This window comes from Blautia sp. AM29-29, assembly GCF_003480555.1.
Taxonomy (GTDB): Bacteria; Bacillota; Clostridia; order Lachnospirales; family Lachnospiraceae; genus Fusicatenibacter; species Fusicatenibacter saccharivorans.
In genome coordinates this window covers 19631-39604 of sequence record NZ_QUJD01000024.1, presented here as the reverse complement: position 1 = coordinate 39604, position 19974 = coordinate 19631, and the positions used below count along the sequence as shown (strand labels likewise).

The window sequence follows — 19974 nt, the reverse complement described above, 5'->3', positions numbered from 1 at the left end:
TTCTTTTCATTATTGTAAATTGTATTTCAACTCACGCCCTCACGGAGGGCGACGTGGAGCGTGTTAGTGGTATATCTGTACCACCATTTCAACTCACGCCCTCACGGAGGGCGACAAGTTGCTGATACTGCCATATTTTTGTCCTCCATTTCAACTCACGCCCTCACGGAGGGCGACTGTGACGTACGGAGATATGTCCGTATCTGTACCTGTATTTCAACTCACGCCCTCACGGAGGGCGACGGATGGAAGAAATTACGAAAGCAGAAGCAGAAAATTTCAACTCACGCCCTCACGGAGGGCGACGAAGATCAGCGCATACAGCCCGGACTCGTTGATATTTCAACTCACGCCCTCACGGAGGGCGACGTTTCGGTCTGCCGGATGAGGTTCCGTTTGACTACATTTCAACTCACGCCCTCACGGAGGGCGACCCAGATTTCTTTCTTTTCATTATTGTAAATTGTATTTCAACTCACGCCCTCACGGAGGGCGACTACGGATGTTTAATTCCGTGTCATTGACCTTGTATTTCAACTCACGCCCTCACGGAGGGCGACACTCCCACGGTGCCGGTATCGGATCATCCTTTTGTATTTCAACTCACGCCCTCACGGAGGGCGACGTGGACAAAGTACCGATTATTCCAACTCCATCCATTTCAACTCACGCCCTCACGGAGGGCGACAGTGTAATCTTGTTGCTGGCAGCGCGAAATTCACATTTCAACTCACGCCCTCACGGAGGGCGACATTACCTTTTTCTTCATCTTTTTTTTCCTATTCATATTTCAACTCACGCCCTCACGGAGGGCGACAGAGCGGTGCCGGAGATCTGCACCAGCTTTTTCTCATTTCAACTCACGCCCTCACGGAGGGCGACGTACGCTTTCCCGCATTCCGCTTGCAACCTCGATATTTCAACTCACGCCCTCACGGAGGGCGACAGCAAATTTAGACAAATTTTTCTTCTAAATCGCGGCTATGCTTATTTAATATCTCTATATTTTCTTCCTCATTTCATCTCCCTCCTCCCCCAAATTCTATCTTTTCAGCAAAAATCCTTTAAATTTCAAGTGCGAATCTTCCTGCTTTTTTCTGTGCACTTGGCATTCGCACTACAGAATCAGTGTGTCCATCACGTCAAATCCCGCTTTTGCACCAACATGTTCTACTTTGTTTTTGTACTTTTCACCCAAATAGTAAAACCGCAAACTATCGGTCTCTTTATCTATGATTTTTTCTAGTATATCTTTTACCTGTCGGCACTTAGCCGCATCCATCTGGCACTCGAAGACAGAATTTTGGACTCGCTGGCCGTAATTGGTACATTCTTTTGCTACCTTGCGCAATCGCGTTCTGCCTGCAGCGGTTTGTGTATTTACATCATATGTGATCAGCACCAGCATTAAAAATCACCTACTTCCACAAAAATGGCGGATATTCATCCAGATCCCCTCGCAGGAAACGTGCCAGCAGCATGCTCTGTGCATATGGAACCATTCCCCACTCGATCTTTTCGCCTAAAAATGGATGCGTAATCATCTCCTGTTTTTTTCCCTGCCATGCACTAAGAAAGGCTTTTCGTCCCTCCTCCGTCATAATAACGGCACCGTTTTCCTTAGTTAAAAAATATTCTGGCTTCATAATCCTCTTGTTGATAAGTGTCAGAACAAACCGATCTACCATAACGCTACGAAATTCTTCCATCAGATCCAGCGCCAATGACATTCGTCCCGGACGATCTGTGTGGAAAAATCCAACATATGGATCCAGGCCCACTGCTTCCAGCGCCCCGCCGCACATTCCTGCCAGTAAAGAATATCCAAACGAAAGCATCGCATTCACATTATCTAACGGTGGTCTCTTATTTCTTCCATGAAAATAAAAATCCTCTTTCTGCTGCAGAATAAGTTCATCAAAAGCGGAAAAATATACCGATGCAGCTTCTCCTTCCAGTCCTAAAAGTGTTCCCGCATCTTCACATTCTCTGATTTTATTCATACTCTGCCCCAGAAAAGCTGATTTTTTCTTAAGCAATTCTGCATCCAGCCGCATACTGTAATCTCTGGCGGCTCTCTCGAGCACCCACCTGGCATTATAGACCTTGCCAAGAATAAAATTCTTTGCTATTTTGACGCTTTCTTCTTTTTTCTCACTGATGCGGTATTGTGTTTTTCGCAGTGTCACATTTCCCTTTTCTTCTCCGCTGACTCTCGCCAGAAAACGACCATTTCCGGACATAAAGGATAATTCAATGTTTCTTTGCGCGCACGCCCCCATTAATGCCGGACTCGCTCCTGTATAGCCAAAGGTCACGATCGCCTGTAAATTATGTAAAGGGATTCTTCCTATTTCCTTTTTATCCTCCATTACTACGACATTTTCCCCATCAAGTGAAAGATAACGATTTCCATAAGTAATATACAAGGTATTCAGCAATCTTTTCATAGATTTTCCTCTTCCTGCATTCTCTTGGTAATGTATTCCGCAACCAATTTATTCTTATTTAAAACCGGCAGACAAATATCTTTCAAGGAACATGCATTACATTTCCTGCGTATTTTTACTTTCGGTGTATACTGTTGTTCATAATACTTATGCATTTCTGCAAATATCTGCTTCACTTTTTCCCGGATTGCATTATCAAATTCTACCTTATGGCGTCTGCGGACTTCACCGTAATAAAGATATCCATACTCGATTTCACAACACAGCATTTCTTCCAGACAAAACGCCTGCGCTGCCAACTGCAGGATATCCTCTTCTCCTTCTTTTGGTTTTCCCCGCTTATATTCTATTGGCACTACACGATAAAATCCTTCTTTTCCATGCAGTGAAATCCCCTCTTTCACCCGATGAAATTCCACCACATCGCACTCGCCGCTCACTCCCATTTCGCAGGAGTGAACCGGCATCGCACGCACAATCAGCAGATCTCCTCTTTTTTCTTTGAGACCCGGATCATGTGCATTTTCATGAAGAATCTTTCCCTCTACCGTGCGGACATTCTCCTGCCACTGCATCTCGATATATGCAAGTGCCCATTGGCGCCGGCAGAATGCAAAATGTTGAATTCCTGACAACTGCAGATAATCATCCTCATCATACATTCCAATTCACCCCTCACGGAAAACGACCGTATCTTTAGACAAAATCAAAAATCTCCGGTTCTCTGCATCCTTCTACATTCCAGGTAATATCATAATCCTTAAAGCTTCTCGGATGATCTAAATCTTTATTCCAGTCAAATCCTCTCTGGATCTTTCCACTCGAAATAGCCGGTGTTTTTTCCTCGTGCTGCCACCAATACATCCGGCATACCTCCATACTTCCTTCCGGACGTGCTGACGATGCATCATTTTCAAACAATGTCATGAGTGCTTCTTTCAGTATCTCAGCATCCTCCTGGGTAAAGCCCGTCTTTTCCGCGAGCTGCACATTGACACTTCCCATCACCTTGTATACAGCAAACCCAACTCTATGTTTCGTTCCCATCGTATCAGATGCCTTTCCTTCTTTTCCGGCCTCGCTGTTTACGCTCTTGGTGATTTGCATACTCATGATATCAATCGGAGACAGACTTACTGCCTGATGAATCGACACCGGACCGCGTACGCCAAAGGATACTGGAATTCCTTTAAATGCAAAAACCTGTCCAAATGCTCTCACATCGATCCACTCCCTGCATGCAATCTGTGCGCAGAGATCTCTGCTCGCATCTTTCTTATTTCCCATCTGTTTTTTAAGCTCCTCGCAACCATCTGCGCGCTCCTTCAGACTCTTGAATGAGTCGTCCGTTCTGTCATCTGACTGCACGAAAATTTTCTGTCCCAGATCCTGCAGGCGGTTTCGGATTTTTCGTTTAATGCAGACATCTGAAATTTCCCCATATCCATCCAGATTAATTCTCGGACGGTTTCCGTTCAGTGGATCTCCATTGGGATTTGCATTCGTTGCACTCACAAATAATGTAAAATCAATTTTTCCTTTTAATTCGCTCATTTCTTTATTCCTCCTCTGTTTTCTCTGTTTTGTAAGTTCTCAGCCCACAGGACTGACTGTGAAATCCAAGTAAATATAAGCCGCTCAAACGTTTATTCTCCTGATAATCGTTTACACTTTCAAATGCGTCCTCGATTTCGTCCAGCAGATTTTCATAAAATCTTCGTTCCGGCACTGGCAATTTGCTCAAATACGGCTGAATATTCTCTTCAATAACTTTCCAGGTTTCAAACGGTCTCTGCGAAAAATTATTCATGTATCGCTTTGCATTTGTAATTCTGCTTCTGTCCTTATCCACATCAAAAGTCCGATATTCAATTCGATCTGCTACAGCAAGCAATCTTCCATACAGGTAATCTCTTTCTGTGCAATTTTTGTCTACCGCCATTTTCCATTCCTCCTTATAAAGTTCTTTTCTTCTTTTTTTAACCATGGAGCACGCAAGCTGCAAAATCTGCTCCCAGTTTCTCCGTTCTTTATATGCCAATGGATTAGATGCCTTATTTATCGCCCTTTCCACATAATCAGCTGGTATTCTCTGCCCATCCCAAATACATGGCAAGATACGCTTTGCAACCTCAGCATAAAGTTTTTTGCTGTTTCCATCTACAATGGTAATACTTCCATTATTTTCTATTCCGAATAAAAGATCCGCTATCTCCTTTACTCCAACCATGCCATAATAAACAATTCTTTTTCCGTCTCTCCATTTTTCATGACGCCACCAGCAGTCCTTGTGCCATTTTCTGATATTCTCTAAATATCGTGTTTCTTCAATTTTTTTTGCTTCCACGACTGCCAGGCGCCCCGGTGTTGCTGCATCGACTCCTAATAACACCATATATTTCATAGTCGTGGGACATTTTTCCTCGTTCTGCAGCGTGCGATACCCACTCATCGCCTTCTGAAACAGCTCCGCTCCGATCGCATTGGTGTCAAACTCCGGATCTTCCAGTCCGGTATCCCATTCATCAAATTCAGATATAATATGCTCCGTATCCGAGTCCCATTGAACTTCTAATTCTCCTGCTGAATCCTCCGCTGTTTCCCATGTAACAAACACCATGGTATCATATGTGCCTCCCTGTCTGCGGATAATCCATTTCAATGCGTTGTGAACCTTCTGGGATGTTTCATTTCCAATTGCAAATGCCTCTTCTTTCGTTGTAAATCGACCACGATACGTAAAATTATCCTTATCATTTGAAGAAATCAGTTTCGCGCCGTCTCCTTCATTTCGGATTTTCTTTGGCTGTAGATAGGAAATACTTTCTCTTTTTCCACTTAAATAGCAAAGTCCCTTTTCCCCTTCCATAGACCGTTGATACTGCTGATATTTTTCCCATAAGGTCTTATCTTTCCAGCATTCATCAACTGTTTCTGTCAGTGGATTACTTAAAGAGCGCACAATAAATCGCACAAACGCTTTACTTTGATCAATTCCCTGAATCGTTTCCTTTTCTGCCAGCGTTCCATCTTCATTTTGCTTCAATACCTTCTGTTCAATCAAATCATGCATCAAACTTTTCTTCTGCAGATAATAATAAATTGCTCTTACTTTATCATGGCAAAATTCTGACTCATACCATTTTTTTAATTGTTCCATGTAAATTTCAAAACAGCTTCCATCGTCCGCCACATAAAGCGGATAATCGCCCGCCAGATATCTTAAATTATCACACAGGGGATGGGCTTCTTTTCCAGATGTTCGGCTTCCTGATTTTTCTGTAACCGGAATAATGGTAAATTTATCATTTGCAGGAACCTGTTCGCCATGTAAAAAGTTACCTTCTTCATCAATGGTTACCGTAATCTGTGCCGTTGCCGTTGAGTGGAATGTTGGAAGCAGCGTATAGGGAAATTCACCACGATATTCTATTTTTCCTACCTTGTTCAGATTTTTTTCGTACAAATCCAGTGCTTCTCTTCCCCAGTTCACGTATCTTTCACCTCCCTTTTTTCATGTTCTTCTTTCTCGATATTTTCAAATATTTTCGGCTGCATTTTTCGTATATGACGTTTGATTGTACACTCTTCCGGACGGGGATAAACGATGTAGCCTCCCCTTGTCATGGTCGGATGCTCCCAGAATCTTACCGTCATTTTTCCCTGATCCTCCGACAAAACGGCTTCTTCCGCATAAGTAATTCCGTGATAAGAGAAACCGAAATCTATATCTTTTTCCATATCATCATAATATCCTGCTCCACTGCCAAATTCACACGGTTCCACAAATGCCTGACATTCTCTTGTTCCAAGAAAAATATCTCTCCGGCCTCCGCTCTTTACCATTCTTTCTGACATGCACTGATATTTTCGCTCATTTCTATCCTGTACCATGTTGACCTGATGCTCATTAAATTCAAAATGAGCACGTACCTGATAACGCACATCCTTTAAATACGTGTAGTATGCCAGTTCGTTTCCGCCATTGTATTTAATAGGACGAATACCTTTTGTTTCCGTCTGAATCCGGTTCATAACGCGAATTTCATCAATTACCCAAAAGATCGTGGGTTTCCAAAATATGCTTTCCGTAATACCTCGCAATGCCTCGTAAGTTGGAATTGAATAACTTGTTTTTTCGCCTCCAACACGCACCACCGGATCAGAAAACAATGCATAGTCCCCATACACCTCGTACTCTATGGTGTTCGCATGTTTTTCCATTGTACCACCTCCAATATGTTTAATAGTTCTCAAAGTTCATCTGCGGTTCTTCCAGCACACCAACTTCATTGCTGTAATACCCTTCGCTCAACACGAGTATTTCTTCATCGCTAATTTGATATATTGCATTATTAAGACGTTCCTTCTGCACTTCTGAAATTCCAACCGTATATTTTTGCAGTTCCCGCAGCATCTTCTGCTTTTCCTCCCAAGGTAAATACTCACCATCTGCTCCGACAAATGCTGCAATCAGTTTTTTGGCCTCATCATTATAGGGAACCACAACTGGAATCTTATAATCATTAGAAATAACTTCAAATTCTTTTCCTGCCGTTGCAAATGCCTGTGCCATTCCCCCCTTATACTCTTGTTCAAACTTATGCCAATATTGTTTTCTTCCCGGACAATTTTTTCCCAGCATTTCTAGCAAGGTCGTTTTATAATTTTTCGCCGGAAATTTCGTGATATCAGCCTGCAGCACCTGATAGTAATACTGATAATAAATCGCTATCGCTTTCGACGAATCTAATCTTTTTTCAAAAATTTCAGGCTTACTTCGAAATTGTTCTAATAATTTTTGTACTGCTCTTTGTTCTTCTTGTATCTCTGGCAGCTTTTCCAGACTTTCGGCCTCGTTTGTCAATTGTACAATGTAAATCTTTCCAAACCAGGGATACTCCTTGTGGCGATTTCCTCTTCCAGCGGCCTGGATCACATGATCCAATCCCGCTTTTGATCGAATGACACAGCCAAAAGAAAAATTCACACCCGCTTCTACAACCGGTGTACTGATGCAGATCACTCTGCCTGTATATCCGGATTCTCTATTTTTTCGTAATGCCGCATGGACCGTTTCCAACGTGTCCTCTTTATTTTGCGGGCAAAGTTTATTGCTCAGGTGAAAAACTTGATCTTCGTCTGAACAGCTGCTTTTTATCTTTTCATATACTTGTTTTGCACATTCGGTTGTATTTACTATGACCAGCACATTTCGAAATGTCTCAGCTTGCTGCAACGTAAAATCACAGAGATCCTCAATTTCCATTCCGCCCGGATACGCTTCTGTTTCTGTCAAATCTACGATATCCGTTCTTCGAAAGGCTTCTTCATACTTTTCTATGATTTCCGTCATCTCCATGCATTCACTTAAATTATTCTCTTTCAAATCTTTAATGGATGGCTGGGTAGCTGAACATAATACAACATCCGATTCCGCAAAATTGGTAAGAAAATTTACTGCTAAGTTAAAAAGTTCCATACACTTCTTCGGAATGGCCTGTACCTCATCAAAAATGATCACGCTGTTACATAAGGTATGCATTCTGCGGATATCTCTTTTCTGTCCCGAAAAAAGTACATTCAATACCTGTACAGCTGATGTCATAATAATTGGCACATCCCATGTTTCTGTCAGTTTTTTATAGTCTTTCTCCTGCTTTTTCTCCGAAAGAATCACATTGCAATGATGTTCCAGTACGATATCCGGATCGTCAACTGCTCTCCGGATCTCATCGGCATTCTGGCTTAAAATACTGTTAAATGGGGCAACATAAATAATATGCTGTTTTTGGGTCCGCTCGGCACGATACAGTGCAAAGCGCAAACTACTTAATGTCTTTCCAGCTCCCGTTGGTACTGTCAGACGATACAGTCTCGTTCCTTTTTCTGCCTCTTCATAGCACCTCTCAGAAATCTCCTGCCGGACTGCCTGAAGACTCTGGCCATTTTCTGCCTTGTTTCGAATTTCATGATTAAGATAGTTCTCAAAACATTGTATACTCTGTTGCCATATTTTCTGTATTTCTTTCTTTGAAATACGTTGTTTCAATTCTTCATTCTGAAAAAATTTTTCCGTATCTGTCCAATCACTGTCAAGCAGCATAGAAAGCAATACTCTGAAATACATTCCAATATAAAAATATCCATTTCCACAATGACGATTTTGTTTTGTGCTTTTTCGCACAAACATTCCTATTTTTTTATTAATCTGAACATATTGTGCATCTGCTGCTTCGCACACTTTTTGGATTTTCTCTTTATCAAAGATCTGAAAAAATCTTTCCTTCACAATGTCTTCCTGACACTCTTTTTCCGCTCTGCGTTCCTGTAAGGTACACCCGCTTTCAAAATCAATACAGTCGCTGATTCCATGATGTGAGTACACAACTGTACTTAACAGCTCTGCTGCTGTTTTCTGCCGCATCATTTTCCATAGCATCCGTCCACCTGCGGTTGAGTGATCCAAATCGTTTCGGTGTGCCTGATCCCCCTTTTTCAAGATATCTTGAAAATCTTTCTGCACATCATCAGAGAGTTTCCCCGCATCATGAAAAAGTGCGGCCGCCTCGACAAGTTTCTGAATCTCTTCCATAGGACAAATGCTTTTTGCATATGATGTTACATTATCTGTATGTTCCTGAAAGCTCTGGGTACGGCCTGTTTCAAAATCCACATGTGCAAGATAAATGTCACTTGTTCTATTTTCGTTTGTATTATTCATCACTTTCTCCTTTTGTCTATTTTGTTTATTTTTCGGAGTCAAGTTCTGATTTTTTATTCACTTTTACCACATTATAGCAGACTCCGACCTGTAGCGCAATATATTTTCAAACTTTTGTTCGATCATATATTTAGTTTATACCTCATCGTTTTCTACTTTGACATATCAAATAATTCTATTCAAAATCCTTTTTACCACCTCTCCTCTTAAATCGCATTTCTGCCTTAGGATCAATTTGATTTTTATTTTCACATTGGGAATTTACAAAGATTTTTAGATTTTGTAATTCTTCCTTTGTGTGTTAGAGTATTTTTTACTCTAAAATTATAGAAGACTTTACAAATTAGAAAATAACGTATAGAATAGTATATGTTCGTAGTTTACTATTCTTTTTAGATCTTATTTCTAAATTGAATCAGTTTTCTACCTGAAGAAGTTATCCGATACTGCCAATATCTGATAACTTCTTCTTTTTACCCTTTCACTATATCACCTTTTTTACTAATATGCAACAATAATTATATTTTTATACCTATACAATAATGTAAAGTTTACATTATTGTATAACATAAATACTAAAATAAAAAGCACTAGAATATTTTCTAATGCTTTTTGTCTAACACCTATCCAAAAATGTTTTTCAACTCACAGACCTAAGTCTGAACTCGCAGAATATCCTCGGTATTTGTATCCTGCCCTTTTATCTTACCATAAATTCCGCCAACGTCAATTAGTTATTCCTCCCTTCAAATCCTCTATTTATTTTGTATATCTAAAATCCGTATATTTTTATTCTGCATTTCAATCATATTTTTGTTGAATGGACTACAAGAAACTGTTATACTCAATATACGGGTGCTGCCATAACGGTAGGCGGTTAGTCCTTCTACGGAGGGACTGTGACTCTCCGATTACATAGAAACCCTTTATATGGGAATTCCTTGGAAATGAGGGCTAAGCCATGAGTATTATCGACTTCATAGCAGTTGTAAGTTTCGGCTTAACCTGCTTTAGCCTTGGATACAACTTCGGCAAAGATACTGCGAAATCACAAAAATAGCCGCCCAGTCCTGCAAACTTTGGCGACTATTTTTACATAAACCAATAAATATGGACTAACCGTCTATCGGTAGCACTCTTTTCAATATCATAATATCATGCATTTCAGAATATGTCAAAATCTTCTTTTCACATATCCCGAAATCTCCGATACCTCTCCTCTACCAGTTCTTCCCCATCCATCTTCTCATACTTTTCCAGGAATCTCAGAATTTTGCCTCTCAATTCTTCACACACCACTGGCATTGTGTCCACCGTAAACTCCCCCGGCTCTTCCACAGTCTCTTCTACAATTCCCAGTTCCTTCAAATCCCCCGCCGTCAGCTTCATCACCTCGGCGGCCTCCGGCGCGCGTTTGCCGTCTTTCCACAGGATGCTTGCAAATCCCTCCGGCGACAGGATGGAGTAGATGGCATTCTGCATCATCCACACTTCATCCGCCACGGCGAGTGCCAGTGCACCGCCGCTGCCGCCTTCTGAAATGACAATAGAAAGAACCGGCGTTTTTAACGCTGACATTTCATACAGGTTCCGCGCAATCGCCTCGCCCTGGCCGCGTTCTTCGGCTTCCATTCCGCAGAAGGCGCCTGGGGTGTCTACGAGACAGATAACAGGCCTGTGGAATTTTTCGGCCTGTTTCATCAGACGCAGGGCTTTGCGGTAGCCCTCCGGGGACGGCATGCCGAAATTGCGGCGGATGTTTTCTTTCGTATCCGCGCCTTTCGCCTCGGCGATGACCGTGACCGGTGTGCCGTCAAACGATGCAATACCGCCGATGATCGCCGCATCATCGCCATACAGTCGATCACCATGAAACTCAATAAAATCAGGAAACAGCTCCCGAATATAATCTTCTCCCACCGGTCGGTCCTTTTTCCGCGCTTTCTGCACACAGTCCCAAGCCGATGTTTTCTCTCCCGTTTCTGGTGCTGCCAAAGACCGCTTCACGTCTCCATCCCCCAAAGTCAGCACTTCCGAGGAAACTTCGATATCTTTCCCATGCATCCGCAGAATCTCCGACAGCACCTCTTTCGCCTCTTCTCTTGGCAGAATCCGATCCACAAACCCATGCTCCACCAGAAACTCTGCCCGCTGGAACCCTTTCGGCAGTTTCTGTCCTATTGTCTGCTCAATAACCCTCGGTCCCGCAAACCCGATCAGCGCATGCGGCTCCGCCAGAATAATATCCCCCAGCATCGCCCAGCTCGCCGTCACGCCGCCTGTCGTCGGGTCCGTCAGCACACTCACATACAAAAGCCCCGCATCACTGTGTCTTTTCAGCGCCGCCGACGTCTTCGCCATCTGCATCAGAGAAACAATCCCCTCCTGCATCCGCGCCCCTCCCGAGCACGCAAACAAAATCACCGGCAGCGAGAGCTTCGTCGCCCTCTCCACCGCCCGCGTAATCTTCTCCCCAACAGCCTCACCCATACTGGCCATCATAAACCTGCCATCACAGACCCCGATCACCGTCTCCATCCCGTTGATCTGTCCCTTACCAGTCACAACAGCCTCCGTAAGTCCTGTTCTCTCCTGCAGAGCCCTCACCTTCTCTTCATACCCCGGAAACCCCAGCGGATTCCCCGCCGTCATCCCCTGATCCCATTCCTCAAAACTCCCATCATCCAGAAGAAACTCAATCCTCCGATACGCATGCACCCGAAAATAATTCCCACACTTCGGACAAATATAAAGATTCCTCTTCACATCCTCCGTAAAAATAGCCCCCTTACAAGCATTACACTTCTTCAAAATCCCCTGCGGTGCCTCCGGCACCACCCCATCCGCCGTGTGCTCCTTCCGAAACACCGTCTTCTTAAAATACTTACCCAGCATCATACCACCATCACTCCTTACGTCATAACACTTTCACTCTATTGTCACCATAACAATCTTCCAACCACACACCTCACCCATCGAGGCATTCATTCTCTCTTAACCGCTCACTCCTGTCATCCCAGCCGCACCGCCCCGCGGTGTCGCTGACCACACTCTCCCAGTCGTGTGTCTGATCTCAGCCGCCCGGCAGTACAGCAGAGGGGGGCGGCCTTAGTGTTTCTTTCCTCTGAAACCGCGCCGTCCCCCTCTGCTGTACTGCCGGGCGGCGTCCGTCTCTCACAATCTCTCCGTCAACCGCTCCACAAACTCAATATCCGCCCTCCCGGCCAGATACTCCTCTTCATTTAAAATAGAATACAAATAATCAACGTTAGTGTCGACTCCCTCGATGACGACTTCCCCCAGCGCACTCCTCATCCGCGCAATCGCCTCCTCACGCGTCCTCCCATGCACAATCAGCTTCGCCAGCATCGAATCATAAAACGCCGGAATCACATACCCGTCATACGCCGCCGTATCCACCCGTACTCCAAACCCGCCCGGCAGATGCATCTCCGTAATCTTCCCCGGACAAGGCCTGAAATTCTTCGCCGGATTCTCCGCATTAATCCTGCACTCAATCGCATGACCCGAAAGCCGTACCTCCCCCTGCGTCACCGACAGCGGCATCCCCGAAGCCACCCGAAGCTGCTCCTGAATCAGATCCACCCCCGTGACCCACTCCGTCACCGGATGCTCCACCTGAATCCGCGTATTCATCTCCATAAAATAAAAATTCCCGTCCGGCTCCAGCAGAAACTCAATCGTCCCCGCATTCGCATAATGCGCCGCCTTCGCCGCCCGGACCGCCGCCGAGCCCATCCGCTCCCGCAGCGTGTCATCAATCGCCACACAAGGCGACTCCTCAATCATCTTCTGATGATTCCTCTGAATCGAGCAGTCCCGCTCCCCAAGATGAATCACATTCCCGAACGAGTCCGCCATAATCTGAAACTCCACATGACGCGGATGACGAATCAGCCGCTCCACATACATCGTCCCGTCCGCAAACGAACTTTTAGCCTCCTTCTGCGCCGTCTGAAACGCGCTCTGGAACTCCCCGCGCGTCTCCGCCATGCGCATACCCTTGCCGCCGCCTCCAAGCGCCGCCTTAATCATCACCGGAAAACCAATCCGGTCGGCCTCAGAAAGACCCGTCTCCCAGTCAAAAACAGGTTCCTTCGTCCCCGGAATCACCGGCACACCGGCTGCCTGCATCGTATTTCGCGCCTCAGACTTATTACCCAGCCGGTCCATCACCTCAGGCGACGGCCCAATCCACGTAATGTGGCACTCCTGGCATCTCCGCGCAAACGTGCTGTTCTCCGACAGGAATCCAAATCCCGGATGAACCGCATCCGCCCCCGTCACAAGCGCCGCACTCAAAATACGTTCCATATTTAAATAACTGTCCTTCGACGGTGCCGGCCCGATGCACACCGCCTCATCCGCGAGCTGCGCATGCAGTGCCTCCCGGTCCGCCTCCGAATAAACAGCAACCGTGAGAATTCCCATCTCACGGCATGCCCGGATAATCCGGACCGCGATCTCCCCACGGTTTGCAATCAAAACTTTTCGAATCATTGTGCTGCCCCCACCATAAAGGTCAGTTCCGCCTGCGCGACCACCTTGCCGTCGACCGAAGCAACCGCTTCTCCGACGCCCATCGGTCCCTTGTGGCGGATAATTTTCGTCTCCAGACGAAGCTTGTCTCCCGGTTTCACTTTTCCCTTAAAGCGGCACTTGTTGATGCCGCCGAAAAATGCAATTTTTCCCTTATTCTCGTCAAGAGAAAGAATCGCAACCGCACCGACCTGCGCCAGCGCCTCGATAATCAGCACGCCCGGCATCACCGGCTCCTGCGGAAAATGACCCGCAAAAAAATCCTCGCGGTACGTCACACATTTATACCCAATGCCGAATTCGCCCGGCTCAAAATCTTCTATGTAATCCACCAGCAGAAACGGATGTCTGTGTGGAATAATCTCCTGAATCTGTTTCGTTGTCAAACTGTTCATTCGCTGCTTCCTTTCTCGTCCCGGCTTTACGCTTTTACCCGGAACAGCGGTTTTCCGTAATCAACCATCTCGCCGTTTTTCACCAGAACCTCCGCAATCACGCCGTCCACTTCGCTCTCAATCTCATTCATCAGCTTCATGGCCTCCACAATCGCTACAACCTGTCCCTTTTTCACGGTGTCGCCGACCTTCACAAACGGCTCGGCATCCTCTGCCGGAGCTGTATAAAACGTTCCGACCAGCGGGGATGTCACAAAAACGCCTTCTTCTGCTTCGCTGTGATCCTCAGCCGCTGTACTTTTTCCTGCCGTTTCTTTTCTCTCCGGCATGGCTGCTTCTTTCGCTGTCACGCCATTTGCTCCGCCCATCATCTCTGCCATCTGCAGACCGGCACCGGATGGAACCCCGCTCATCTGCACCTGCACCGGAGCTGCTTTTCCATGCTCCATGGCAATCTTGATCCCATCAGCCTCGTAATCAAACGCGGTCAGCGAAGAATCCGAAACTTTATCAATCAACTGTAAAATCTGATCTAATTCCATCTTATTTTCCTTTCTGCACCGGAACACGATGCCGCTTTATTCATATTTCTGAAACAGCAGCACCGCATTGTGGCCGCCAAAACCAAGGGAATTGCTCATTGCCAGTTTCACATCGGTTTCCACCGGAGCGCCGATGCAGTAATTCAGATCGCATTCCGCATCTGCTTCCTTTGTTCCAATCGTCTGATGCACGAAGCCGTCCTGAATGGATTTCGCACAGACAACAGCTTCCACACCGCCTGCCGCGCCAAGCAGATGACCGACCATCGATTTCGTCGAGTTGACCAGCACATGGTCTGCCGCATCACCGAAGGCTTTCCGGATCGCACGCGTTTCAAACAGATCGTTGTGATGTGTGGACGTTCCGTGTGCATTAATATAAGTAACTTCTTCCGGTTTTACTCCCGCTTCTTCCATCGCAAGCTCCATCGCACGTGCCGCACCACTTCCATCTTCCAATGGAGAAGTAATGTGGTACGCATCGCAGGTTGCGCCGTATCCGACTACCTCTGCATAGATCTTCGCGCCGCGCTGTTTCGCGTGCTCCAGCTCCTCAAGTACGAGAATGCCGGCGCCCTCACCCATGACGAAACCGTTCCGGTCTTTATCAAACGGAATCGAAGCCCGCAGCGGATCTTCCGACTCGGAAAGTGCGGTCAGTGCCGAAAAGCCTGCCACGCCGACCGGCGTAATTGCGCTCTCCGCGCCGCCTGCCACACAGATGTCCGCGTCGTTGTACTGAATTGCGCGGAAGGCATCGCCAATACAGTGCGTTCCTGTCGCACACGCCGTCACCACGCTGGTACATTTTCCTTTCGCGCCGAGTGCAATCGCAACGTTTCCCGCCGCCATGTTCGCAATCATCACCGGAACGGTAAACGGGTTGACGCGGGAAGGATTTCCGGCATCAATTTTGGCTTTCGCCTGCTCGCATGCATTCAGATCACCGACGCCGGAGCCCACCAGAACGCCGACGCGGAACGGATCTTCATTCTCCATGGAAATGCCGGCATCTGCAAACGCTTCTTTTGCTGCTGCAACGGCATACTGGGAAAAGGTTCCCATTCGTCTTGCCGCTTTGAAATCCATGCGCTCTTTTGCCACGAAGCCTTTGACCTCGCCTGCCAGATGTACTTTATATTCTGCTGTATCAAATTTCGTAATCGTTCCGATTCCGCAGGCTCCCTTGCGGACGCCGTTCCAGAATTCCTCCACGGTATTTCCAATCGGGGTTACCGCACCCAGCCCTGTGATGACTACTCTTCTCTTCATTCCAACTCTCCTTTTCTTAGATCACCATGCCGCCGTCGCAGTGAATCACCTGTCCGGTGATGTAAGCTGCCGCTTCGGATGCCAGAAATGCGGCCAGGTTTGCCACATCCTCCGGCTTTCCGAAATGGCCAAGCGGAATCTGGGATACGGATGCTTCTTTCACTTTATCCGAAAGAACCTCCGTCATATCGGTCTCAATAAAGCCCGGCGCAATCGCATTGACGCGGATGCCGCGGGATGCCAGTTCCCGTGCCGCTGTTTTCGTCAGGCCGATCACACCTGCTTTCGATGCCGCATAATTTGCCTGTCCGGCGTTTCCTGCCACGCCGACCACAGAAGCCATGTTGATGATGCAGCCGCTCTTCTGGCGGATCATCGGCCGTGCCGCAAAGCGGATGCAGTTGAACGTTCCCTTGAGGTTTGTCTCAATGACACGGTCGAAGGCTTCCTCCGACATGCCCATCAGAAGGCCGTCCTTTGTGATGCCCGCGTTGTTGACCAGAATATCGATTTTCCCATACAAAGCAAGAATTTCCTTCATCCACGCTTCACACGCCGCAAAATCCGATACATTGCACTGCATCACACAGCCGTCTCCTCCTGCCGCGCGGATTCCCGCAAGCACGGTTTCGGCCGCCTCTTTTGAACCATTGTAATTGATGACAACAAAGGCTCCCTCCGCCGCCAGTTTTTCTGCAATCGCACGCCCGATTCCGCGGGATGCGCCCGTTACTACTGCTGTTTTTCCACTTAACATCTCATTCTCCTGCTGCATAATCCACTATCTATAATAAAGTTTCGCACACCTGATGCATTTCCTCATAGGTGCGGATATTGTAACCTTTTACATCCCGGTTGATTTTTCTTAAAAAGCCGGTCAGTGTTCTTCCCGGTCCGATCTCCACGAAGGTATCAACGCCGTCCGCAATCATTGCCTCGATGCTCTGCTGCCACCGCACACCGGATGCCACCTGCTGGATCAGAAGGCCGCGCGTCAGTGCAATGTCACGCACATACTGGCCGGTTACATTCGTCACATACGGAATCTTCAACTCCATAAAGCCGACGCCCTCGAGCGCTTCGGTCAGCCCCTGGGACGCAGCTTCCATCATCGGGGAATGGAACGGGCCGCTTACGTTCAGCGGAAGTACCCGCTTTGCGCCTGCTTCTTTTAACTTTTCCGAAGCCTCTGCCACTGCCGCCTCATATCCGGTGATGACAATCTGACCCGGGCAGTTGTAATTGGCAATGTAGGCGCCGGAAATCCCGCTCAAAATCTCTTCGATTTTTGCAGCTTCCATGCCGAGCACCGCCGCCATCGCGCCCTCGCCTGCCGGAACGGCCTCCTCCATCAGGATGCCTCTTCTGCGGACGACCTTCATCGCATCCGCCATTTCCATACCGCCGGCGGACACAATCGCGTTGTACTCGCCAAGGCTGAGGCCCGCTGTCACATCCGGCGTAAGGCCGCACGCCCGGATGGACTGCTCCATCGCCATTCCGGTTGTCAGCAGTGCAATCTGGGTAAACTCTGTCTGATCCAGATGTTCATTTTCCTCAAAACAGAGTCTTTTCATATCAATCCCGATCAGCTCGGATGCCATATCGTAGACGGCTCTCGCTTTCGGACATGCTTCATAAAAATCCGCGCCCATGCCGACACACTGGGAACCCTGTCCAGGAAACATAAATGCTGTTTTACTCATAACCGCGCCGGTGCTCCTTTCAGAAGTTCTTCCATCTCTTTCATCATCTGCTCTATGATTTCTTTGCAGCTTTTCTCGTCTTTTACCATACCTGCAATCTGACCGGACATCACGCTTCCGGTTTTGACATCGCCGTCCACAACGGCTCTTCGAAGACCGCCGAGCGTCAGTTTTTCCAGCTCTTCGAACGGAGCTCCCTCTTTTTCCAGTTCCAGATAATGGCGTGTCATCTCATTTCGGATCGCCCGCACCGGATGACCGGTTGTGCGGCCTGTCACGCGGGTATCAATATCTTTCGCCTTGATCACCAGCTGCTTGTAATTTTCATGCACAACGGCCTCTTTCGAAGCGACAAAACGCGTTCCCATCTGAACCGCCTCGGCACCCAGCATAAAGGCTGCCGCCATGCCGCGTCCGTCCGCAATTCCACCGGCCGCAATGACCGGAATTTTTACGGCATCTGCCACCTGCGGAACGAGTGCCATCGTTGTCGTCTCGCCGATATGGCCGCCGGACTCACATCCTTCTGCCACAACGGCATCTGCGCCTGCGCGCTCCATTCGTCTTGCAAGAGCCACAGAAGCGACCACCGGGATGACGCGGATACCAGCGTTTTTCCACAGTTCCATATATTTCTCCGGATTTCCTGCGCCCGTCGTAACGACTTTTACGCCTTCCTCGGCAACCACTTTTGCCACCTCATCAGCATACGGGCTCATCAGCATGATGTTGACGCCGAACGGTTTGTCCGTCAGTTTTTTTGCTTCGCGGATTTCATTCCGAACCCACTCTGCCGGTGCCGCCGATGCTCCGATGAGGCCAAGGCCGCCGGCCTCGGAAACTGCCGCTGCCAGATGATGCTCCGCCACCCAGGCCATGCCGCCCTGAATGACTGGATACTGAATCCCGAGTAATTTTGTCACTTCTGTGATCATGAATCGCTTCCTCCTGCTTCCCGATCTTTCTTAGTTTTTGTGCTGCTCCAGATACTCTGCAACATCACCGACAGTTACCATCGTTTCCAGATCCTCGGTCGGGATTTCCACGCCGCAGGTGTCCTCGAGGGACATGACCATTTCAAACAGATCCAGGGAATCTGCTCCGAGATCCTCTTTGAAGGAAGTCTCCGCTGTGATGGTATCGATGTCTGCTCCCAGTGCTTCTGCTACGGTTTCTTTTACTTTTTCTAACATGTTTTTGTCCTCACTTTTTTTCTTATTCTTCTTATTTTATATGGGCGTTTCTTACCATTCCAGGTACGCCGCGCCCCAGATCAGTCCTGCTCCGAAACCGGAGAGAACGATTCTCTGTCCTTTTTGGGCTCTGCCGGACCGGTTCCACTCATCCAGCAGAATCGGAATGCTCGCCGCACACGTATTGCCGTATGCTTCGATATTCCGCGGAAATTTTTCTTTCGGTGCCTTCAGTCGTTTTGCCACGCCGTCGATGATGCGGCTGTTTGCCTGATGAAGGATAAACGCATCAATCTCTTCGACCGCCATGTCGGCTTCCGCGAGCACCTCGCGGATGACTTCCGGCACGCGGGATAAGGCAAACTGGAACACGGCACGGCCGTCCATCTGCAGATACGTTCCCTTTTCGCAGGTCAGCGACACGCCTTTTTCTCCATCGGAATGGATCTTTTCGCACGCTTTTGTCTCCTGCTCCTCTGCCGTCAGCACAACGGCTCCCGCGCCGTCCCCGAACAGAATGCAGGTTCCGCGGTCACTCCAGTCCACCAAGCGGCTCAGGGCATCTGCGCCGATCAGCAGCACGTTTTTTGCCTTGCCGCTCCGGATATACAGCTGGCCCAGCTCATACACCGCAAGAAATCCGGTGCAGGCGGCGCTGACATCGAGACAGGCGGCACGGAAGGCACCGATTTCATCCTGCACAAGACAGGCGGTATTCGGAAAGATGCTCTCCGACGAGGAGGTTCCGACGAGAATCAGATCCAGTTCTGTCGAACAGATCCCGGCATTTTCCAGCGCTCTTCTCGCCGCCTTTACTGCCATTTGGGCAACCGTCTCCTCCCCGGCTATGTGGCGCGCACCGATTCCCGTCCGCTCCCGGATCCAGATATCGCTCGTCTCCACCATCTTTTCCAGATCTTCATTTTTCCATATCGTCTCCGGTACATACGAACCGGTTCCCGCAATTCTGCCGTTTTTCACCTTACTGTCCTCTTGCTTATTTCATTCTCAAATATTTTTCTTTTCAAATGTTTTGATATTCAAAGTATATCATCAAAATTCATTTTGTCAACCTTTTTTTATTGCTTTTTCCATTTCCCACTTCTATAATGAAACTATGTTCGGGATTTTT

The 19974-nt window shown here is 47.5% G+C and carries 17 protein-coding genes and 1 CRISPR repeat array; all 17 genes read right to left on the bottom strand.

The annotated features are described in order from the left end of the window. Positions 1-23: 23 nt before the first annotated feature. A CRISPR array of direct repeats spans positions 24-946; the repeat unit is 30 nt; unit sequence ATTTCAACTCACGCCCTCACGGAGGGCGAC. 171 nt (positions 947-1117) lie between these two features. The 17 genes from cas2 to DW769_RS14680 all read right to left on the bottom strand — a co-directional run bounded on the left by cas2 (position 1118) and on the right by DW769_RS14680 (position 19823). Continuing rightward, complete coding sequence (gene cas2 / locus DW769_RS14760; RefSeq protein WP_118750570.1) at positions 1118-1408, bottom strand: CRISPR-associated endonuclease Cas2; 291 nt, start codon at positions 1406-1408, stop codon at positions 1118-1120. Between the two features lie 10 nt (positions 1409-1418). After that, complete coding sequence (gene cas1c / locus DW769_RS14755; RefSeq protein WP_118697436.1) at positions 1419-2450, bottom strand: type I-C CRISPR-associated endonuclease Cas1c; 1032 nt, start codon at positions 2448-2450, stop codon at positions 1419-1421. Continuing rightward, positions 2447-3112 (bottom strand): CRISPR-associated protein Cas4, encoded by a 666-nt coding sequence (cas4, locus tag DW769_RS14750; protein ID WP_199688487.1) that lies wholly within the window; start codon positions 3110-3112, stop codon positions 2447-2449. Before cas4 ends, cas1c begins: the two co-directional genes overlap by 4 nt. A gap of 34 nt (positions 3113-3146) precedes the next feature. Further along, positions 3147-4004 carry a type I-C CRISPR-associated protein Cas7/Csd2 gene (cas7c, locus tag DW769_RS14745; RefSeq protein WP_117761001.1) on the bottom strand — a complete coding sequence of 286 codons (858 nt, stop codon included), beginning with the start codon at positions 4002-4004 and terminating at the stop codon, positions 3147-3149. Positions 4005-4008: 4 nt separating this feature from the next. Continuing rightward, positions 4009-5943: a type I-C CRISPR-associated protein Cas8c/Csd1 gene (cas8c, locus tag DW769_RS14740; protein ID WP_118750568.1), complete on the bottom strand. Its 1935-nt coding sequence runs from the start codon at positions 5941-5943 to the stop codon at positions 4009-4011. Next, complete coding sequence (gene cas5c, locus DW769_RS14735) at positions 5940-6674, bottom strand: type I-C CRISPR-associated protein Cas5c (protein ID WP_118750567.1); 735 nt, start codon at positions 6672-6674, stop codon at positions 5940-5942. The genes cas8c and cas5c overlap by 4 nt, the downstream gene beginning before the upstream one ends. 19 nt (positions 6675-6693) lie before the next feature. Next, a complete protein-coding gene (gene cas3 / locus DW769_RS14730) occupies positions 6694-9174 on the bottom strand; it encodes a CRISPR-associated helicase Cas3' (protein ID WP_118750566.1) in 2481 nt (826 codons plus the stop codon). 1188 nt (positions 9175-10362) lie between these two features. Next, complete coding sequence (locus DW769_RS14725; RefSeq protein WP_118750565.1) at positions 10363-12072, bottom strand: acetyl-CoA carboxylase carboxyltransferase subunit alpha; 1710 nt, start codon at positions 12070-12072, stop codon at positions 10363-10365. Between the two features lie 276 nt (positions 12073-12348). Beyond that, on the bottom strand, positions 12349-13695 hold the full coding sequence (locus DW769_RS14720) for an acetyl-CoA carboxylase biotin carboxylase subunit (RefSeq protein ID WP_118659233.1): 1347 nt from the start codon (positions 13693-13695) through the stop codon (positions 12349-12351). Further along, a complete protein-coding gene (gene fabZ, locus DW769_RS14715; protein ID WP_022462591.1) occupies positions 13692-14129 on the bottom strand; it encodes a 3-hydroxyacyl-ACP dehydratase FabZ in 438 nt (145 codons plus the stop codon). The genes DW769_RS14720 and fabZ overlap by 4 nt, the downstream gene beginning before the upstream one ends. 26 nt (positions 14130-14155) lie before the next feature. After that, positions 14156-14671 (bottom strand): acetyl-CoA carboxylase biotin carboxyl carrier protein, encoded by a 516-nt coding sequence (gene accB, locus DW769_RS14710; RefSeq protein WP_055218562.1) that lies wholly within the window; start codon positions 14669-14671, stop codon positions 14156-14158. A gap of 36 nt (positions 14672-14707) precedes the next feature. Next, a complete protein-coding gene (fabF, locus tag DW769_RS14705) occupies positions 14708-15943 on the bottom strand; it encodes a beta-ketoacyl-ACP synthase II (protein WP_055227403.1) in 1236 nt (411 codons plus the stop codon). A 16-nt stretch (positions 15944-15959) separates the two neighbouring features. Further along, complete coding sequence (gene fabG, locus DW769_RS14700) at positions 15960-16700, bottom strand: 3-oxoacyl-[acyl-carrier-protein] reductase (protein WP_022462594.1); 741 nt, start codon at positions 16698-16700, stop codon at positions 15960-15962. Positions 16701-16728: 28 nt separating this feature from the next. Further along, a complete protein-coding gene (gene fabD, locus DW769_RS14695; protein WP_117760987.1) occupies positions 16729-17649 on the bottom strand; it encodes an ACP S-malonyltransferase in 921 nt (306 codons plus the stop codon). After that, positions 17646-18584 carry an enoyl-[acyl-carrier-protein] reductase FabK gene (fabK, locus tag DW769_RS14690; RefSeq protein ID WP_117804782.1) on the bottom strand — a complete coding sequence of 313 codons (939 nt, stop codon included), beginning with the start codon at positions 18582-18584 and terminating at the stop codon, positions 17646-17648. Before fabK ends, fabD begins: the two co-directional genes overlap by 4 nt. Positions 18585-18614: 30 nt before the next feature. Next, entirely contained in the window at positions 18615-18842 is a 228-nt protein-coding gene (gene acpP / locus DW769_RS14685; protein WP_022462597.1) for an acyl carrier protein, read from the bottom strand. Between the two features lie 51 nt (positions 18843-18893). Further along, complete coding sequence (locus DW769_RS14680) at positions 18894-19823, bottom strand: beta-ketoacyl-ACP synthase III (protein ID WP_118750564.1); 930 nt, start codon at positions 19821-19823, stop codon at positions 18894-18896. Positions 19824-19974: the final 151 nt, after the last annotated feature.